General features: G+C 72.1%; 14 protein-coding genes. 8 read left to right on the plus strand and 6 right to left on the minus strand.

Features of this window, described 5'->3' with window-relative positions; translation table 11 throughout:
* Nucleotides 1-7 precede the first annotated feature (7 nt).
* Complete coding sequence (locus ACIQWA_RS20875) at nt 8-1,198, minus strand: ROK family transcriptional regulator (protein WP_402484446.1); 1,191 nt, start codon at nt 1,196-1,198, stop codon at nt 8-10.
* Nucleotides 1,199-1,296: 98 nt separating this feature from the next.
* Here ACIQWA_RS20875 and ACIQWA_RS20880 point away from each other — a divergent pair, with 98 nt between their 5' ends.
* A complete protein-coding gene (locus ACIQWA_RS20880) occupies nt 1,297-1,875 on the plus strand; it encodes a DUF5753 domain-containing protein (protein WP_402484448.1) in 579 nt (192 codons plus the stop codon).
* A 103-nt stretch (nt 1,876-1,978) separates the two neighbouring features.
* Complete coding sequence (locus ACIQWA_RS20885; protein ID WP_402484449.1) at nt 1,979-2,176, plus strand: DUF397 domain-containing protein; 198 nt, start codon at nt 1,979-1,981, stop codon at nt 2,174-2,176.
* Nucleotides 2,177-2,273: 97 nt separating this feature from the next.
* Here ACIQWA_RS20885 and ACIQWA_RS20890 read toward each other — a convergent pair whose 3' ends face one another.
* Nucleotides 2,274-2,810 carry a GNAT family N-acetyltransferase gene (locus tag ACIQWA_RS20890; RefSeq protein WP_402484451.1) on the minus strand — a complete coding sequence of 179 codons (537 nt, stop codon included), beginning with the start codon at nt 2,808-2,810 and terminating at the stop codon, nt 2,274-2,276.
* Complete coding sequence (locus tag ACIQWA_RS20895) at nt 2,807-4,024, minus strand: XRE family transcriptional regulator (protein WP_402484452.1); 1,218 nt, start codon at nt 4,022-4,024, stop codon at nt 2,807-2,809. Before ACIQWA_RS20895 ends, ACIQWA_RS20890 begins: the two co-directional genes overlap by 4 nt.
* 294 nt (nt 4,025-4,318) lie before the next feature.
* On the opposite strand from ACIQWA_RS20895, the gene amcB reads away from it, so the two are divergent.
* From amcB to ACIQWA_RS20920, 5 genes are all read left to right on the plus strand, one after another.
* Nucleotides 4,319-5,458, plus strand: a complete 1,140-nt coding sequence (amcB, locus tag ACIQWA_RS20900) for a cyclophane-forming radical SAM peptide maturase AmcB (protein ID WP_402484454.1) — start codon at nt 4,319-4,321, stop codon at nt 5,456-5,458.
* The gene (amcA, locus tag ACIQWA_RS20905; RefSeq protein ID WP_402484455.1) at nt 5,455-5,631 is read left to right on the plus strand and encodes a multiple cyclophane-containing RiPP AmcA; all 177 of its coding nucleotides are present in this window, start codon (nt 5,455-5,457) and stop codon (nt 5,629-5,631) included. The genes amcB and amcA overlap by 4 nt, the downstream gene beginning before the upstream one ends.
* Nucleotides 5,632-5,703: 72 nt before the next feature.
* Complete coding sequence (locus ACIQWA_RS20910) at nt 5,704-6,393, plus strand: pentapeptide repeat-containing protein (protein WP_402484456.1); 690 nt, start codon at nt 5,704-5,706, stop codon at nt 6,391-6,393.
* Nucleotides 6,394-6,416: 23 nt separating this feature from the next.
* On the plus strand, nt 6,417-7,133 hold the full coding sequence (locus tag ACIQWA_RS20915; RefSeq protein ID WP_402484458.1) for a hypothetical protein: 717 nt from the start codon (nt 6,417-6,419) through the stop codon (nt 7,131-7,133).
* Between the two features lie 29 nt (nt 7,134-7,162).
* A complete protein-coding gene (locus ACIQWA_RS20920; protein WP_402484460.1) occupies nt 7,163-7,429 on the plus strand; it encodes a hypothetical protein in 267 nt (88 codons plus the stop codon).
* Nucleotides 7,430-7,497: 68 nt separating this feature from the next.
* On the opposite strand, the gene ACIQWA_RS20925 is transcribed toward ACIQWA_RS20920, so the two are convergent.
* Nucleotides 7,498-8,652, minus strand: coding sequence for a mechanosensitive ion channel family protein (locus ACIQWA_RS20925; protein WP_402484461.1), 1,155 nt, complete (start codon nt 8,650-8,652; stop codon nt 7,498-7,500).
* Between the two features lie 580 nt (nt 8,653-9,232).
* Between ACIQWA_RS20925 and ACIQWA_RS20930 the strand changes: the two genes are divergently transcribed.
* Nucleotides 9,233-9,874 (plus strand): HNH endonuclease, encoded by a 642-nt coding sequence (locus tag ACIQWA_RS20930; RefSeq protein ID WP_402484462.1) that lies wholly within the window; start codon nt 9,233-9,235, stop codon nt 9,872-9,874.
* A gap of 176 nt (nt 9,875-10,050) precedes the next feature.
* Here ACIQWA_RS20930 and ACIQWA_RS20935 read toward each other — a convergent pair whose 3' ends face one another.
* Both ACIQWA_RS20935 and ACIQWA_RS20940 read right to left on the minus strand, forming a co-directional pair.
* Nucleotides 10,051-13,983 (minus strand): beta-N-acetylglucosaminidase domain-containing protein, encoded by a 3,933-nt coding sequence (locus tag ACIQWA_RS20935; RefSeq protein WP_402484464.1) that lies wholly within the window; start codon nt 13,981-13,983, stop codon nt 10,051-10,053.
* A 193-nt stretch (nt 13,984-14,176) separates the two neighbouring features.
* Nucleotides 14,177-18,535 (minus strand): ricin-type beta-trefoil lectin domain protein, encoded by a 4,359-nt coding sequence (locus tag ACIQWA_RS20940; RefSeq protein WP_402484465.1) that lies wholly within the window; start codon nt 18,533-18,535, stop codon nt 14,177-14,179.
* Between the last annotated feature and the right edge of the window lie 354 nt (nt 18,536-18,889).

An 18,889-nucleotide genomic window follows, 5' to 3' on the forward strand; every position in this document is an offset into this window, starting at 1 on the left:
GGGTGGATCAGTGGGTGGAGAAGACCGCCTCGCGGGCGTCGGCGAGGGCGCGTTGCAGGGCGCCGTGCAGGACGGGTGAGCCGGACAGGGCACTGCTGCGGACTTCCGGCCGGGCGAGGCAGATCCGGGCCAGTTCGTCCTCGACGAGCGCGCGCAGGCGTTCGCCGCCCGCGCTCGGCACCGCGCCGGAGAGGACCACGAGCTGGGGGTCGACCACGGCGACGATCACGGCCAGCCCGACGGCGAGCCGTCCGGCCAGTGCGGTGAGGAACGCGTCGCCGGCACCCGGGGTCTCCAGGGCCTTGGCGACCGACTCCTCGGCGGTGGGCGCGCCGAGCCCGTGCTCGCGGGCCAGGGTCCGGACGGCGACCGCCCCGACCTGGTCCTGGAAGCCGCCGAACTTGCGGCGGCGGGCGTCCCACTCGACCGGTGAGCCGGGCACCGGCATGTAGCCGACCTCCCCGGCGCCGCCGGTGAAGCCGCGGTGCAGCCGTCCGGCGAGCACGATCGCGGCGCCGACGCCCGCCCCGGCCCAGAGCAGGACGAAGTCCTCGAAGCCCGCCGCCGCGCCGGTGGCCTGCTCGGCGACGGCGGCCAGGTTCACGTCGTTCTCGATCGACACCGGCGCGCCGATCGCCTCGCTCAGCTCCTCGACCAGCCGGGGCGAGTGCCAGCCGGGCAGGTGGGAGGCGTAGTTCAGCTTCCCGGTGACCGGGTCGGGGGCACCGCCGACACCGATCGCCACGGTGCGCAGGCACCCCGCGCCGAGCCCCGCGGCCCGCACCGCCTCGGCGACGGCGGCCGCCACTCTCGGCACGGTCTCGGCGGCCGGGACGCCTCTGGTCGACACGGTGTGCTCGGCCAGCGTGCCGCCGGTGATATCGGCGACGGCGACCCTGATCCCACTGTTGGTGACGTCCAGCCCGGCCACGTACCCGGCGGCCGGATTCACCTGGTACAGCTGCGCGTTGGGCCCCGGCCCACCCTCGGTGGTCCCGACCGGCAGCACCAGCCCGGCCGCCTCCAACCGCGCCAGCAACTGGGACGCCGTCGGCTTGGACAACCCGGTCAGCGCCCCGATCTGGGTCCGGGACAACGGCCCCTTCTCCAGCAGCAGTTCCAGCGCGGCCCGGTCGTTGATGGCCCGCAGGAGGCTCGGAGTGCCGGCGAGGGGCGCCTTGGCAGTGCTCTTGGTCATGCCCGGAATCCTCCCCTCCCGACCGATCGACGTGAACTGTTAGGAAACTTTCCAGTCGCTTGGCACAGGACCGTACGGTCCCCGTCAGCGGAGTGTCAATGGTCGACGCAGCCGAGGATGCCGAAGCGTTACCGGCCGGCCCGCACGAAAAACGGGCGCGGCGGCCTCCTCCGATGAGGAGGCCGCCGCCCCAAGGCTCAGCAGGCCACGTCCTGACACCCGTCGCCGCTTCGGAACACCACTCCACGGCGATGCGCATCGCCTCGGTGATTCACATTCCCGGCCTGCTCCAGACTGTCGACCAGGTACGTGCGCTCGGCAGCAACGCTGTACCGCCTCTGGCTCCGCATGAGGTGGAACATCGGGTGTCGTACCGGATCAAACGACAGGTCGTGATCTATGGCGAGCGGGCGATCCCGCTCACGGCGATTGTCCATGAGGCAGCCCTGCGCATGGGGTTCGGTGGGCCCGCTGTGGCTCGCGCACAGCTCAAGCACCTCATCGAGGTGAGCACGCGTGAGAACGTCTCGGTTCTCGTGATTCCCTTCGGTGCAGGCACGCTTCCCGGCTCCGGGCAATCCATCGTCTACTGCTCCGCTGTCGTGCCCCAGCTTGACACCGTGCAGCTCGACACGTATCACGGCTCCGAGTTCCTTGACGCCACGCACAACTGGTGAAGTACCAAAAGGTTCTGGACCTGATGGAAGCCTGCGCCCTCAGCCCCGCGAAGTCGCGTGACCTCATTGCCCGTATCGAGAAGGAAACCTGAGAGGAAGTGCTGTGTCAGCTCTCAACTGGCAGAAGTCCAGTTACAGTTCCGAGTCGGTCAACTGCGTCTATCTCGCCGTGGCCCCCGACCGCAGCATCAAGCTCCGCGAGAGTGATGACCCCGATGTCATCATCACCACAACGCCCGGCAAGCTCCACGCCCTCCTGCGCGGCATCAAGGAAGGCGAGTTCGACCACCTGACAAGGTAGTTCCTCCTCGGCCGGGCCGCCTGTGCGTATCGAGAGCCGACACGGGAAGTATCGGAGGCCGACCGGGGCGAGCGCGATCAATCGCGCGCCAACCTGGCTACGGCCGTCGCCTGTCCCGCACCATCGCGGTAAGGCGGGGCGACTCGGGTGATGGCTGCTGGGCGTTGATCGCCTGATAGCCCCAGGACTCGTACAGGGCCTGGACCTTGCCGTCCCCGGCGAGCGGGTTGACCAGCAGGGTGACACGGTCCTCGGTCCGGCGGGCCAGGAGCTCATCGTGGATGCGGCGGGCGGTGCCGGTGCCGCGCCAGGGGGTGCGGACGCCGATCTCCTTGATGGCCAGCGCGGGTGTGTCGGTGTAGCCGTCGGGCAAGGGGTCGGTCATGCGCTTCCAGTACCGGTCGCCGGCCTCGACGGTGTTGCCGTAGGCGTACCCCACCGGGACTTCCCCGTCGTAGCCCAGGACGAGTTCGAAGCCGGGCTCGTCGGCGTGCCGGTCGAGGCGTTCGGCGAACGCCTCGACCCGGTAGTTCGCCAGGTGCAGCAGCGGGGCGCGCACGTCCGCGTAGACGTCCAGCAGGTCCTGGCGGGCCTCGCAGGTCAGGTCGGTGTGGTGGCGGAGCTCGATGGTCACGCGGTGGTCCTCCAGGTGTCGTGGGCGTACTCGGCCCAGGTGCGGGCTGGGTTGCTCCCGGCGGCGAGGTCGTGCAGCTTGGTGCCGAAGGCGGTCAGCATGCCGGTGACGCGCGGGTGGGCGGAGACCTCGGCCGGGACCGACATGGCAGTGGCGACGGCGGGTTCGAGGTCACCCTGGCCGAGCTGGGCGTGGGCGAGGCGGACGGTGGTGATCGCCCGGGAGCGCTGCATCGCCCCCCGGCGGAGCGCGATGCTGCGGTGCGCTCGGGCCTCGGCGTCCTCCCAGCTGCCCGCCGAGAGGTAGGCCGCGAGCGCGAGGGAGTCGAGTTCGGACTGGTCGTAGAAGGCCACTATCCACAGCGGGCGGGAGGCTGTGGGGTCCGCTCGGTCGAGGGCTTCCTGCGCGTGGCCGAGGGAGCGTCGGACGGCGTTGGTGTCGCCGGTCAGGCCGTGAATGGCGGCGTGGCGGGCGTGTCCGAGGGAGGCGAACAGCGGGTCGCGGCGGGCGATGGGCAGATTGCGGGCCACGTCGTTGGCGGCGAGTGCGTCGCCGGGGCGGCCGAGGTGCCGGTAGAGGCTGCCGGCGTGGGACCAGATACGGAACTGGATGGAGGAGTCACCGGACATGGCGGCCAAAGAAGCAGCCTTCTGGTGGTGTCGGAGGGCGGCGTCGAAGCGGCGGCCGTCGATGGCGGCCCACATCGCGCTCGACATGAAAGAGGCCGCGCTGGCGTACAGCTGGGCCCTGATCCGCTGGGTCGCGGTGCCGTGCTCCTGGAGGACGAGGGCCTCGTCGGCGAGCTGGCCGGCACGGTTCTCGATGCTGAGCCGGCCGCCGTGGCGGTGGTCGCTGGTGATGACCTCGGCGAAGCGGATCTGCAACTGCTGGATGTCGGTGATCCCGATCCGACGTGGTGCGGCTGCCGCGGTGCTGGTGAGTGCGGCCGCGGCCGTGCCTCCGGCGGCTGCTATGAAGTCGCGTCGCCTCACGTCTTCCTCCGTTGCGCCGTGGGCCCGCCCCATGGGGACGAAGCCCAGTTCCTCGGGCGTGCAGTTGAATACGGCCGTGAGCGCGAGGCGGATCTTCGCCGGCGGCCAACGGGTCTGGCCGGTGAGCCAGTTGTGGACCGTCCGCTCAGATACCGTACCGAGCCTCCCGGTGAGGATCTTGACCTCGGCGTTCATTTCGCGGGCTAACTCTGCCTTCGTCATGCGGCGTTCGGCCATCCGGAGGCGGAGAGCGACGTTTGCCACCATGCGATCAACGTAGCCGCAAAGTCACGTGGTGTGCAGGGGTCGGGTAATGGGACGGTCAAGTTTTCCGGTTCGGCGAGGGCCAGAACGTCTCGCACTTTGCCTCACCGGCCGACAGCTGACGGTCGTTCACTGGATGCGCAACGCTGCGGTCGAGCACCAGCAGGCCGAGGACCAGCCGCCCATGGCGGCCACCGCGCCGGACGCCGAACCGCCCGCCGATTCCCTGTGACCTAGAGAGGAGCGAGCACGATGCACACCTTGGCCCGCTACCGGCGTCGCATAGCCCGCCGCCCGAACGTGGTGGTCGTGCAGCCGGACGGCTTTTGCAACCTCAATTGCACCTACTGCTACCTGCCCGACAGGGACCGGCGGACCCCGATGCCTGTCTCGGTCGCCGAGGCCGTGGCCCACTCGATCGCCGAGTTCGTCGACACTACCTCTCCGGAGCCCATCGAGGTCGTCTGGCACGCGGGCGAGCCACTGGCCGTCGGCCGCCGCCGCTTCGCCGAACTGCTGGCCGCGTTCGAGCCGCTGCGACGGGCCGGGCTCATCGAGCACTCGGTGCAGACCAACGCCGTGCTCGTCACGCCCGCGTGGTGCGACTTCCTGACCGAGTACGGGTTCCGGGTCGGGGTGAGCATTGACGGCCCAGCCGCCCTCAACCGGCAGCGGGTCGACTGGGCAGGACGCCCCGCCTTCGACCGGATCATGAAGGGCATCGGCCGCCTGCGCGAGCACGGCGTTCGGTTCTCCGTGATCGCGGTGGTCAGCGCGGAGAGCGCCGGTGACCCGGAGGGCCTGCTGGACTTCATGGCCGGCCTCGGCTGCCACAGCGTGGGCCTGAACATGGAGGAGACCGAGGGCGTCAATACCGATCGCGCGGTGCCCAGTGCCGAACAGGCCCGCGAGTTCTGGCGCCGCACCATCGCCTGGTCCCGGCAGCACCGCGAGCTGACCGTCCGTGAGGTCGACCGGCTCGGCGGCTACCTGCGGGCCGCCCGCTCGGGCCCCAGTGCCTGGGACGAGCTGCTGATCGACCCGATACCGACCGTTTCCTCCGCCGGGGACGTGGTGCTGCTCTCGCCCGAGCTGGCAGGCATCAAGGACCCGGCGTACGACGACTTCCGGGCCGGGAACGTCCTGGAGCTGAGCATCGGCTCCATGCTGGACCGCGCTCACCACCTGCGCTACGTGCGTGAGTTCTTGACCGGTCTGGACGAGTGCGAGGCCGCCTGCGAGTTCTTCGGCTTCTGCCGGGGAGCCCAGGCCGGCAATCGCTACTTCGAGAACGGCCGTCTGGACACCACCGAGACGAACTACTGCCGCGTGTCCAGGCAGGCCCTTGTCACCGCACTGTCCGATACCGTCCGGAAGGAACAAGCCGCATGACCGTCCTCGAACTGCTGGTCGCCACCGAATCCCCGGTGGTCGCCGACCTCACCGCCGGCTCCGGCATCGACGCCGCGGCCGCCAAGTTCGACAACCGGCCCACCTGGGACAACGCCGGGTCGTCGTTCGACAACCGGCCGACCTGGGACAACTGGTCCAAGAAGAGCAAGTAGCACGCCCAACCCTCGCCGGGCCCGCACCACGCGGTGCGGGCCCGGCCCACCCGAGAGCGGAGCCCGAACAGCGTGGACAGCATCACCTTCGGCCGCGTCACCGTCACCCTGCCCCGCCTGGACGAGCCCGGACTGTACCTGTCCAACGTCACCTCCCTGGACTCCGCCCGGGGCATCGTCCAGGACTTCCAGTACGGCGACGCCGACCTGCGGGACCTGGACCTCACCGACACCAGCCTCATCACCGGCCGCGTCTCCGGGTTGCGGGCCGACCGCGTCCAGCTCGACCAAGTCCGGCTGGACTCCGTCGAGTTCGACACCTGTGACCTGGCCACCGCCCGCATCGGCGACAGCAAGCTGTCCCGCGTCGTCTTCCGCAACTGCAAGATCATGGGGGCCAACCTCACCGGCCTGACCCTGGACAACGTGCTCTTCGAGAACTGCAAGCTCGACTACGCCGGCTTCGAGCAGGTCCGGGCCACCGGTCCGGTCGTGTTCTCCAAGTGCGTGCTGACCGAAGCCTCATTCACCGGCTGCGACCTGAGCGGGGCCGTCCTGGACGCGTGCACGCTGCGGCTGGCCGAGTTCGGCCGAGGCAAGTACCAGGGCCTGGACCTGCGCGGCAACGACCTGACCATGGTGCGGGGCGTCGCCAACCTTGCCAAGGTGATCATCGACCGGGCCCAGCAGGCCGAGCTCGCCGAGGCCCTGATCGCGGAACTGGACGTGACCTTCGGCGACACGCTCGACGAGCGCCGGTGATCTGAACCGGGAGGAGCCCGGGATTGAACCTCGCCATCGCCCACACCGACCTCGCCGCCCTGATCGAGCGGTGCGAGGTCACCGGCATCCGGCTCGCCAGTGGAGAGCGGGAGTACGAGACAGGGGCCGTCCTGCCGGCCGGCCCCTGGCAACCCCTGACCGTCGGCCTGGCCGCGCGGCTCAGGCCGACCGCCCACACCGCCGACAGCACGCTGGTGGAGCTGGTGAAGCTCCCGGACGGCCCGGCGCCGACCAGCCTGGCCGCCCTCGCCGATCCGCTCGGTGACCCGGACGCCGTCTACCTCGGCCAGGCCGCCAGCCCCGCCAAGGCCCTCACCACCACCCCGAACTACCAGGACGGCCGCCGCATCGGACTGCACGTCGACAACTGGGACAAGCTCGATTACCAGACCAAACACACCGGCCGCCGACGCCTGTGCTTCAACCTCGGTCCCGGCACCCGCTACATCCTGCTCGGTGACCTCGACATCCGGGCGATCTGCCGCACCCTCTACCACGACCCCGAGAACCGGTACCCGCACACCGACGACCTGCGAGCGTACGCCGCCGGTCACCAGCCGCTCAGGTGCTTCCGCCTCCGCCTCGATCCGGGCGAGGGCTACATCGCGCCCACCGAGCTGCTGCCCCACGACGGCTCGACCGAGGAACAAGCCAAGCCCTCCACCGCCGCATTCTGGTTGGGCCACTGGCCTCGCGGAGTGCTGCCGACGCTCGTTTGATCGGCACCGAACGACGGAGGGTCACGTGCTTGATCACCTCATCACTCACGACGACAGCCCTCGCCAAGGAGGACGCCGAGCTGGTCGAGTCCACGCAGGCCGCCCTCGCCCGGGTGGAGATGCTGATCGGCAAGGCCGACGCATCGGCGGCAGGCGGCGCGGAACCGAGCCAGTGGAGCGGCCAGTGGACCTCATGGCTCCAGTCCCGCACCACGGCCAGGACGCCGGCCCGATGGGCAGAGGATTTCTCCAACCTCCGGGACGCCGTGCGCGAGCTTCGGCTTCCGCGCGCGTGATCAGGCCCTGCGCACGCTCACGAACCTCCCGCCGGTCCCTCGGTAGGGCGAGCGCCCCCGCCGGACCGCTACGGCTTGGCCAGGTCGTCCGTCGGCGGCTTCGGGAGGGGGATGGGCTCGGCCGCGCGGTAGCGGGGGGAGGTGGGGTCGGAGAGGGCGGAGGGCGGGGCGGGCTCCGCGGCGGTGATCGAGACGCCGGTGGCGACCGCGGCGGCCTCCTCCTTGACCTTGATCCCGGCCAGGTCGAAGGCCGTCTTGAGCCGCTGGCGCAGCGCCCGGGAGACCAGCGGCGCCTTGCCCGGCGCCGTGCGGGCCTCGATCCGGACCACCACCGAGTCGGCCGCCACCGACTCCACGCCGAGGATCGAGACCGGCGCCCAGACCACCTCGTCGTACGGGGCCTCCTTGGACAGCCCCTCGGCGGTCTCCTGGATCAGGTCCTCGACCTGCTGCAGGTCCTCCTTGTACCCGACCTGCACGTCCACCGAGGCGGTCGCCCAGCCCTGGCTCATGTTGGCGATCCGCTTCACCTCGCCGTTGCGGATGTACCAGATCTCGCCGTTGGCCCCGCGCAGCTTGGTCACCCGCAGGCCGACCTCCAGCACGGTGCCGGTGGCCACCCCGGTGTCGATCTCGTCGCCGACGCCGTACTGGTCCTCCATGATCATGAAGACCCCGGAGAGGAAGTCCGTGACCAGGTTGCGGGCGCCGAAACCGATCGCCACACCGGCCACACCGGCGCTCGCCAGCAGCGGTGCCAGGTTCATCCCGAGCGCGGAGAGCACCATCAGCGCGGCCGTGCCCAGGATGGTGAAGGAGGCCAGGCTGCGCAGCACCGAGCCGATCGCCTCCGAGCGCTGCTGCCGCCGCTCCGGGTTGACCACCCCGTGGTTGGCCAGCAGCCCGCCGAGCCGGCTCTCCTCCCGGTGCTGGTCGTGGCTGCGCGCCATCCGCGCTATCAGCTGGGTGATCAGCTTGTTCACCATGGCCCGCAGCACCAGGGCCAGCACGATGATGAGGACGATCCGCAGGCCCCCGGCCAGCCAGCCCTGCCAGTGGGTGTCGAACCAGCTGGCCGCCTGCTTGGTGGTGTCGGTGACCTCCTGCGCGCTGGTGGGGATGCGCAGGTCCGGCAGCTGCGGTGTGGTGGCGGAGGGGGCCGGCGTCGGGGTGGAGAGCGTCGAGGACGCGTCGGTCGGACCGGTGGCGCCGGAGCGGAACACGTGCGGGACCTTCCTTGCAGGGGGCGTGACCCGGTCCCGCGCCGCACGAGCGGCCCGCGGACCGTGCGCGCCAGCCTATCGGGCGCCGAACACCAGCCCGGACACGCCGACGGGCGTGCGGCCCGCCCCGGACGCCCCGTCAACGCCCCGGTGCGCTCCCTCCGGGCACCGCCCCGGCACCCTCCCCCCGCCGCCCCCGACCACCCCCGCACCACCGGCCCCACCTCCCCGCGCCACCCCGCACCACCGGCCCCACCTCCCCCGAACGGCCGCGCCCCGCCCGCCGTACGGCCCCCGGGGTTGCTCCGAGCGGCCGAGCCGCACTCCCCCGGCGGTCCGCCCGCCCCGCCGCGCCCCGCCCCGGCAGCGCCGGGGTGCAAGTGGACCTTCCCCCGGGCATACCGGGTACTACGGGGTATGACGGAGACCACACCCGGAGTTCACGTCAGGTCCGTTACACAGGAGTGGTGGCGCCGTACGAAGGCGTAAGGCGACACTGGGGGAGATCACGCACTCGTTGCGCGATCCAACCGCTCGTCCCGGCGCGAGCCACGCGCCGCAGGCGTCCAAGGAGGCATCCGTGCCGCATGTCCTGGTCCTCAACGCGTCCTACGAGCCACTCGGCGTCGTATCGATGCGCCGCGCACTCATCCTGGTCCTCAACCACAAGGCGGTCAGCCTGGAGGACTCGGGAGTCACTCTGCACAGCGCCACCAGCGCCCTTCCGGCGCCGTCCGTCGTCCGCCTGACCCGCTTCGTACGGGTCCCGTTCTGCGGGCCCGTCCCGCTCACCCGCCGGGCGCTGTTCGCCCGGGACCACGGCCGCTGCGTCTACTGCGGGGCCGCCGCAACCAGCGTCGACCACGTCATCCCGCGCAGCCGGGGCGGCCAGCACCGGTGGGACAACGTGGTGGCGGCCTGCCGCCGCTGCAACCACACCAAGGCCGACCGCCACCTGACCGAGCTCGGCTGGCGGATGAAACGCCCACCGGCACCGCCCAGCGGCCTCGCCTGGCGGATCATCGGCACCGGGATCAAGGACCCGCGCTGGCGGCCCTACCTGGAGCCGTACGGCGGCGGTGACCAACTGCGCGCCCCCCAGTGGGGCGAGTACGAGCACCACGACCATACGGAGACCCACTCCGTCCCGATCGGCCGGGCGCACGTCGCCCACCCCGCCCCCGTCCGCCGCGGCGAGCAGCCCGAACCGCTCTCCGCCTGACCCCCGCACCACAAGGGCCCGCCCGTCACACCGTCGGTACGCGCCTCATGGGCCGCCGCGCCCCCCGCGAAGGGGAGCCCGGCGGCCCGCCGCGTTCACTGCTCGGGAGGCACCGCCGGCGTCCCCGGCCGGCCCGCCGGTGCCACCGCCGGCGTCCCCGGCTGCGCCCCGGGCGTTCACTGCTTGGGAGGCACCGCCGGCGTCCCCGGCTGCGCCCCGGGCTGGCCCGCCGGGGCCACCGGCGCGGTCGGCGGCTGCGGCGGAGCGGCCGGCGCCGTGACGGCGTACAGCTCGATCCCGTACAGCGAGTAGCCGAACTTGGTGGCCCGCGCCACGCCCTGCATCCGGACGTACCGGACGTTCGAGGCGTCGAAGCGCACCGTCTCGTCCCCGCCCTTGCCGTTGTCGACCGTCGCGGCATCCGTCCAGCTACTGCCGTCCGAGGAGACCTGGATCTTGTACGAGGAGGCGTACGCGGACTGCCAGTGCAGCACCGCCGCGCCCAGGTGGACGGCCTGCGGCAGCGCCAGCTGCACCCAGGCGTCGTCCTTGGCCGGCGAGGACCAGCGGGTCTTCGGGTCGCCGTCGGCGACCGCCGAGGCCGGGAAGTTCGGGGTCTCGTCGCCCGAGGAGGAGGCCTGGGAGCCGGGCGCCAGGTCCGGCCCGCCGGTCGGCGGCACCACGTGGACCTGCAGCACCTGCTTCACGGTGGTGCCGCCCGCCACGTAGGACACCGGCACCTGGTACGTCCCGGAGGGCGTGCCCGGTGCGGCGGTGACCAGCAGCGGCACGCCCACCCGGCCGCCGCGCGGCACGGTGACCGGGCCGGCCGGGGTGACGGAGAGCCCCTTGGCGGCGGCCGGCACCTCGACCCGCAGGTCGCCGGTGGTGCCCTCGGGGCGGCCGGCCTCCACGGTGGCCTGGGTCCTGGCGGGCGCGGCGGCGCCGGTGACCACGTCCAGGGCCGGGTCGGCGAGGCTCAGCCGGGCCGCCGGGGTGTCCGCGTACCAGGGGATGACCTGGTTGACCACCGGCGGGTCGCCGCCGGGCTTCCAGGTGATCCGGAACGCGTCGGCGACCTGCCCGCCGGCCGCCAGCTCGTTGTAGCCGGGCTGGACGACGCCGATGTCCGTCCAGCTGCCGTCGGCCCGGCGCACCGCGACGGTGGCGGAGGCGTGCACGTTGGGGTCGGTGAGGACGGTCAGCCGGTCCAGCGGGCGGGCCGCGCCGAGCTCGACGGTGAGCGGCTCGTCCTGCGCGGTGGGCGGCTTGGCGGCGCGGTACGCGGTGTCCGGGTTGCCGTCCAGGACGGCGGCGGCCGAGGAGCCGGGCAGCGCGGCGGGGCCGCCGGTGACGTTGGCCGGGGACTCGTCGGGGGCGGTGACGGTGAACTCGCGCACCGCGACGGCGGTCTTCTGGGCGGCGGTGGCCCGCAGCCGCACCGCCCGCACCACGGTGCCGGGCGGCAGCTGGGCGCTGACCGTCTTCTGGTTCTTCACCACGGCGAGCTGCTGCCAGCCGCCCGCGCCGGTGCTGTACTCCAGCACGCCGTCGCGGATGTAGTCGTCCACGGCGGTCCGGGCGTCGGGGCCGCTGCCCCAGCCGCCCATCAGCACGGTGACGCCGCTGATCGGCCGCCCGGCGCCGAGGTCGACGCCGACGGAGTCGCCGGGCTGCGGGGGAGCGGAGCTCCAGTAGAAGGTGTCGGCCTGGCCGTCGGTCATCAGCGCGGGCAGGTGGTCCTGCGCGGTGCCCATGCTGGTGGTGGGGGTGACCCCGCCGCTGACCACGCCGGACCAGTTGTCGGCGGCGCGCACGGCCCGGTCCAGGAAGGGCGCGAGCACCCCCGCGCCGATGGTCGCCGGGGCCTGGGCGAGCTGGGCGCGCAGCCGGTTGAGCTGCACCCGGGCCTTCCAGGCGGCCGCGCCGTCGCCGCCGTGCTGGGCCAGCAGCATGTCGAGGGCGGCCTGCCCGGCCAGCCCGTAGTCGCGCAGCGGGCCGAGCCAGGGGCCGGCCTCGGCGGCCAGCTGGGCGGTGGCGTCGGTGCCGGCCAGGGTCTGCTGGGCGCCGGCCATGGCGGCGAAGGCGTCCCGCAGCGGGCCCGCGGCCGCTATCAGCTTGGCGAGGTCCGGGGCGGCGCCGGAGGTGGGTTCGGCGTTGGCCCAGAACTGGTCGAGCAGCGGCTGGAGGTAGCCGGACTCCTGCTTGGACAGCGGGGAGGAGGTGCTGTTGCCGGCCAGCGCCCGGACGGCGGCCAGGGCCGAGCCGGCGGGGGTGGCGTTGGCGCCGGTCGGCCCGGCCAGCGAGCGTACGGCCGCCTGCCAGGAGTCCTCGGGCTTGTAGCCGGTCGGGTTCCAGGCGAAGTCGCCGGCCGTGGCGAGGGCTATCCGGGAGGCCACCGGCTGCTGCATGGCGCCGGTCAGCAGCACCGCGGAGCGGGTCGCCACCTCGGGCTCGCGGCCGGTGTAGGCGCCGAGGAAGAGCCGGTCCGGGCTGGCGTCGTTGACCGGGTAGTTGTCCATGGTGACCAGCGGATGCCCGTACAGGCTGCCGGTGTCGGAGGCCTGGGCGCCGGTGATCTTCTCCGGGATCGCCCCGCCGCCGCTCCAGGCGACCTGCACGCCGCCGGGCAGCGCGTCGGCCAGGGCCTTGCGGTAGGGCGTGGAGCCCTGCTTGTGGTACTCGGTGGGGACGATCGACAGCGGCGCCAGCCCGGGGTTCCTGGCGATCAGCCGGTCCTGGACCTTCTTGACCAGCGCGGCCTGCGCCTTGGCGGCGGCGGCCGGGCCGCGGCCGTACTCGTCCTGGTCGTCGTCGCAGTGCCACTCGTCGTAGCTGACGTCCAGGAACTGGAGCTGGAACGCGGTGAAGCCGAGCTTGCGCAGCCCGTCCAGCTTGGCGACCAGGGCGTCGACGTCCTTGTCGGAGCTGAAGCAGAGGGACTGCCCGGGGTCGATCGCGTAGCCGAGGGTGACGTGGTTCTGCCGGGCCCGGTCGCCGAGTTCGCGCAGCTCGGACTGCTGGTTGGCGGGGTACGGGTCGCGCCAGCGGCTGAGCCGGAACGGGTCGTCGCCCGGGGCGTAGAGGTAGAAGTTCTGCTTGGAGCGGCCCAGGAAGTCCACCTGGTCGAGCCGCTGCTGGGCGGTCCACGGGGTGCCGTAGAAGGCCTCCGCGGTGCCGCGCACCGGCGCGCCGCTGGGCCAGTCCCGCAGGGTGATGCCGGGCAGGCCGAGTCCGGCCGCGCCCGGGCCCTGGCCCTGACCGGCCGGTACGGCGGCGAGCAGCTGGCGCAGGCTCTGCGCGGCGTAGAAGGTGCCGGTCGCGTCGGCGCCCGCGAGCACCACCGCGCCGTACGTGCCGCCGCCCTGGGCGGGCAGCTGGCCGACGGACAGCACGTAGCCGCCGGGCGGCATGCCCGCGGTGGACGGCGCGGCGCCGTCCTTGCCGCCGGCCGCGGCCGCGAGCTGGCGCAGCGTCCGGTCGGTCTCGCCCTCGGCGCCCTCGGCGGGCCCGCCGATGTACACCACCAGCGAGCCGGCGGCGGGGGTGCCGCCGTCGGCCTGCGGGGTCAGCGCGGTGGCCCCGGCGACGGTCATCACCTCGCGGACGGCGTCCACCGCCCCCCGGTCCACCTTGGGCGCGGTCACCAGCGTCACGGCGCTCGGCACGGTGACGGCCCGTCCGGCCACGGTCTGCTCCTGCGGGCGCGGGAACACCTGGGGGTCCGTCACGCTGCCCAGCGGCGTCTGGGGCGCGCTGCTCACCACGTCCGGCCCGGGGGCCGCCGCGTACGCCACCGAGGGCATCGGCCCGGCCAGCAGCCCGCCGACCACCGCCGCGGTCACCACCCCGGCCGCGATCTGCATGGTCCGCCGCCCCGGCCGCCCGGCCGCGCGCTCCGCCCGCACCGACGCCAGCAGCGGCTCCGTCCCCTTGAGATCGGCGATCAGCCGGTCCGCGGTCCGCGGCACCAGCTGACGGCACGTCCGCGCCGTCGCCCGCCGGGCCGCCAGCGCCGTCGGATGGTCCAGCACCTCGCGCAGCACCGGACTCTGCTCCAACTGCTGACGCAGCCGCCGCCCGGCCACCACGGACACACGGGCTTGCACAGGGGCCTCCTCGCCAGGCCTGGACCACAATGCGAGCAACCCCACCAGCTACCCGAACCGGTGTCAACGTCACCGACTGGTATGACAGCTTTGCCCCGATTCATCCGCCTGTCGGCCCTGCCCCTGACACCACTCCGGGCCCGTCCCGCCAGGTGGCGGAACGGGCCCGAGGTGCGGCGATCAGGACACGGAGTCAGGAACGCGGGGGCGCGGGCAGCACCGCCGTCCGCAGGTTCGGGACGGACCACTGGTGGTTGGGTCCGAGCTGGTCGAGCTGGCAGTCCCAGAGCCCGAGCCGGGTGCCGTTGTCCGTGCGCCCGCTCGGGAGGTCGAGGCAGCGGCCGGACGCCGGGTGGTACAGCACCTCGTTCGCGAGCGGGATCCACTTCTGCGCGGCGGTGCCGTCACAGGTGCGGTACTCCATCGGCGTGCCGTTGCCCGTACCGGCGTTCGCCGGGGCGATGCACCCGTTCATGACCCGGACGGTGCCGTCACCGCCCAGCGAGAACTGCTGGGCGGTGCTGCCGTTGCAGTCCCAGAGCTGGATCGGGGTGCCGTTGGCGGTGCCGAAGTTGCTGTCGTCGACACACTTGTTGCCGTCGACGCGCGAGCGGATGACACTCGCGGCGCCCGGCGCCGTGGGCGCCACCGCGAACGGGTAGGCAGCGGTGCTGCTGATGCTCCCGTCGAAGCTGTCCGTCGGCTTGGACTGGTACTTGTACCGGCCCAGCACGAACGGTCCCGAGGGCGGCGGGCTGGTGCTCGCCCGGTGGTAGCCGGTCGTGGCGAGCACGCCGTCCACGTACAGCGACATGGCGCCGGTGTCCGCGTTGTAGGAGGCGGTGAGCCGGGTCCACACGCCGGGCCGGAAGTAGGCGGAGGCGTTCCTGGTGTCCGTGTAGTCGTACGACCAGCTGTCGTCGTCGCTGACCGACAGGGCGAACGCCCAGAAGCCGTACTTGGCGTCGGCGTACAGGATGAAGTTGCTGCTGTGCACGGTGTCCTGGCTGGCGACGATGCCGCCCTTCGGGCCGGTCCTGGCCCAGGTGGAGACCGTGAAGCTCTTGCGGGCGTCCACCACCGGGCGCGACATCGTGACGGTCGAGCCGGCTCCGGGGCTGAAAGCGCCCACGGTGGCGGCGCGGCCGTCCACGGTGTCCTGCACCCAACTCACGCCCACAGCCGTGCCGTCGGCCTTCTTCTGGCCGTCCTTGACGGTGTTGCCGCCGTCGGGCGCGGCCAGCCAGTTGCCGATCGGGCGGTTGAGGTTGCCGAGCACGACCGGCGTGGTCTCCAGACCGGTCACGGTCGGGCCGCTGTTGACGTCCGCCGCCTTGGTGCCGACGCCGGCCCAGGCGACCAACTGGTTGTTGGTGTCGACGGCCCAGAGGTCCGGGACGCCGTCACCCGTCACGTCGCCGTTGGAGCCGACCCTCGGGTACAGCTTGGCGTCGACACCGTTGGCCAGCCAGCCCTTGGTGGGTTCGGAGAACGCGGAGGCGTCGAAGGTGCCCTGGGCGGCGCCCTTGGCCAGCTGGTAGGCGTGGATGGTGCCGTCCCACTTCGAACGGCCCCAGACGGTGGGGATGTTGGTGCCCTTGGTCGGGCCGGGGGTGATCAGGTCGTAGGAGTCCCAGGCCTGGCTCTGGGAGAGCAGAATGGCGGGGCCGTCGAGCTGCTTGACGTTGTACGACAGGTTGAGCCACAGCCGGCTCTTCTCGACGAACAACAGGGAGGAACGGGGCAGACCGGCCGTGGCGGTGCCCGGCCTGTCGGGCGTGTCGCCGAAGGGGGAACCGAATGCGGCTATCTGGGTCACCGCGGACCAGTCGGCGCCGTTGCCGTAGGCCGCGCAGTCGATCGGGGTGCCGTCCGGCAGGGTGCAGGTCCGGCTCTTGGTCAGGGTGGTCGCCGCCTGGCCGTCGAGGTGTCCTGCGATGTCGTCGTTCGGGTACAGGGAGAGGAACGGGCTGCCGGGAGCGTGGGCGACCAGGTCGTCCACGTTCCGATCGCTGAACGAACCCCGGTGGGTGATCTGGGCCGTGCTCCAGTCCTGGTTGTCGGCCGCTCCCGGCGCCGAGGCCGGCTTGGTGTTCGGGGCCGCGTACGGATCGGCGTTCGCGCCGACCAGGCGCAGCGAGCCGGTGCCGTCCGGCAGCAGGACATCGGTCTTGCGGTCACCGTCGATGTCGCCCATGACCGGGTCGCCGGCGGCCGGGTTGCTCGGCACGAAGTAGGTGTAGGCGACCGGCTGCGACATGTTGCCGGCGTTGTCCTGGGTCTGCAGGTAGAGGAAGTTGGTCCCCCAGTGCCAGGGGGTGTACTTCAACGGGAAGCTGCCGTTGCCGTCCATCTTGACGATGTTGCCGCCGTCGTTGCAGCCCCACCCGGTGGCCGCGGCCTGGATCGGGTCGGTGGTCCAGCGGGCGCAGGCCAGGCCGGACGAGCGGCCGCCGTTGGCCGGGGCCGGGTCGGTGCCGGTCAGGGTGAAGACGCCCTCCTGGCCGACGAGCTTGGGGTGCCCGCCCAGGGTGCCGGACTCGGGGAAGTCGGTGGAGGTGACGCGGGCGGTCGGCGGGGTGCGGTCGATGCGCAGGAAGCACATCGCGCTGTTGCTGCTGTCGAGCGTGCCGTCGCCGGTGTGGGCGAGCCAGCCGTACTGGTGACCGTCGATCAGCGAGCCGACGCTCACGTTCCGGCGGCCCGAACTGGCGGCCCAGCCGGTCTCGTAGGTCTTCGACGAGCCGTGGTCGTCGTCGTCCCAGATCTTGAACGTGGTCCAGAGCTGCTCACCGGTCGGCGACCAGGTGTCGGCGGCCAGGTTGATGTCGGTGTTGATCCCGACCCACCCGGGGTTCTCCCAAGGGTTCGTGGTGCCGGGGGTCTGGCACTGGTCGTACGCCGCGTCGCGGGCGAAGCCCGGTGTCGGGCTGGTGCCCGGGCTGCCGACGTGCGGGGCGAAGTCGTAGGTGACGACGATGTGCGGGTTGTTGGCGAACCGCTCGCGGAGGAACTTGTTGCCCTCGTCGTCGGGGGCGAACAGGAAGGTCCAGCCGCCCCAGTGCTCGCGCGCGGCCTGGGCCATCTGACCGGTGACGTCGTACTCGACGCCGCCCTCGCCCTTGATCCAGTTCATCCCTACCTTGGCGCAGTTGCCGAGCTCGGAGCAGGGCTGGGCGTTCCAGGTCGTCCACTGGTTGATCGGGTTGCTGGTGCCCGAGCCGGTCGAGTAGAGGCCCATCGGGGACGGGGTCGAGGGGCTGGACGAGGCCGCGACGGTGGCGTAGAGCTTGGCGCTCTGTACGGCCGAGTCCCAGAAGACCGAGTTCAGGCCGACCTGGAAGTACGCCCGCTCCCTGCCCTCCTTCGTGCAGCGGTTGTTGGTGTCGATGTAGCCGCAGTAGCCGGCGGCCGGCTTGTCCTGGCCGTACTGGGTGCCGTTGTACTCGCGGTTGTCGGGGTAGGCCCACTGCACCTGGGCCCAGGCCTGGGCGCCGTTGTCGACGCTGGGGTTCCAGCCCGGGTCGATGAACCACGGGCCGGTGCCCTGACCGAGGACCGAGGCATCCGGAACCAGGTCGATGCCGCCACCGCTGACGGTGGTGGCGATCGGTGCGGTCCTCGCGTCGGGGCCCGGTGCCTTGCTGCTGGATCCCGGCACGGCCGGGGCGTCCTCCGCCGACGGGGCGGCGGCCGCGAGCTTGCTCCGGGTCTTCGGCTGGGCCGCCGGGGCAGGTGTGCCGGCGGCCGTGCTGGAGTCCCACAGGACCGGTACGGGTGCGGTGAATCGGGCCTTGCCGGCTGCGTCCTCGGCCGTCAGGTTGCCGTTGGCGTCGGCCTTGACGGTCAGGCCGTCGGTGGCGGTGTCGAGGTGCAGCTTCGTGATCTTCGGGTCGGTCGCCGCCTTCGCGCTGCGGACGATCAGGACCTGGCGCCAGCCGCCGGCGGTGGTGGCGCTCAGCTCCAGGTCGACGTCGGGCAGGACGGAGCGGTAGAGCGCGCTGTCGCCGCTGAGTTCGGGCTTCGGCAGGTCGAACGGCGCCTTGACCGACAGCTTCCTGCCGTCCGCCGTCGTCATGGTCGCCAGGGGGCCGCTGCCGCCGCCGGAGAAGGTGAGCGCGGAGGGGACGGCGGCCGGGGCGAGCGTCCCGTCCGGGTTGGCCCGGAGCGTCGCGTCGACCGGTCGCCAGCTGCCGTCTGCGTTCTTGACCCGCTCCACCACCGGGGTGGAGTCGGTGGCCAGGGTGCCGTCCGGGTTGGCGGTGGTCCGGCTGCTGCCCGTGGTCAACGCGTCGACGACGGTGGGCTTTCCGGTGCTCTTCGCCGTCGCCTGGGCCGCGCGGATCGCGGCGACCTGCGCCGCCCGGGGGTCGGAGCCGTCCTTGGCGGGCGGGGTCGGCGTCGTCGGCCAGGAGGGGTCGGCGGGACCGTGGTTGCGATCGGCCGGGGCCGCGGCCGCGATGGTCGGCACGGTCAGCAGACCCGTGCCGAGGGAGAGTGCGGCGGTGCAGGCGAGCGGGAGCAGGGCGGCGCCGAATGTCCGCTTTCTCACTGTTCGTCGGCGAATTGCAGAAGAGGGAGGTTGTGGCCTCGACATGAAGAACCCGTCGTAGAAGAAGGTGTGAGCAGAGGTCAGCCGCACGCTGCCTTCACAATCGCTCCGCCGTCAAAGCTATTTGTCGACAGCTCGTCCGAGTTGTCGGGCTGGTTCCACATTGCTCTCCGTGTGACTCTCGTCACGCGATGGGATTTTAGCCTTTCCCTACCTTGGGTTGGTCGTATGCGCCTAAGGTTCCGGGGGCTTGGGCCGTTGGGGTCGGTCCGCTTAAAGGCTTGGCAATCCGTGGGGGGATCAAGTGCCGCGTCGCTTCCGTCTGTTCACCCGAACACGCAGTTCCCGGCTCGC

Origin of the sequence: Kitasatospora sp. NPDC098652, assembly GCF_044760155.1 — a bacterium.
Lineage (GTDB): Bacteria > Actinomycetota > Actinomycetes > Streptomycetales > Streptomycetaceae > Kitasatospora.

Excerpts from the sequence above, each read along its gene's own strand:
- ACIQWA_RS20875 (WP_402484446.1), bottom strand. The coding sequence starts at position 1,198 with ATGACCAAGAGCACTGCCAAGGCGCCCCTCGCCGGCACTCCGAGCCTC.
- ACIQWA_RS20880 (WP_402484448.1), top strand. The coding sequence starts at position 1,297 with ATGGTCGACGCAGCCGAGGATGCCGAAGCGTTACCGGCCGGCCCGCAC.
- ACIQWA_RS20895 (WP_402484452.1), bottom strand. The coding sequence starts at position 4,024 with ATGACGAAGGCAGAGTTAGCCCGCGAAATGAACGCCGAGGTCAAGATC.
- amcB (WP_402484454.1), top strand. The coding sequence starts at position 4,319 with ATGCACACCTTGGCCCGCTACCGGCGTCGCATAGCCCGCCGCCCGAAC.
- amcA (WP_402484455.1), top strand. The coding sequence starts at position 5,455 with ATGACCGTCCTCGAACTGCTGGTCGCCACCGAATCCCCGGTGGTCGCC.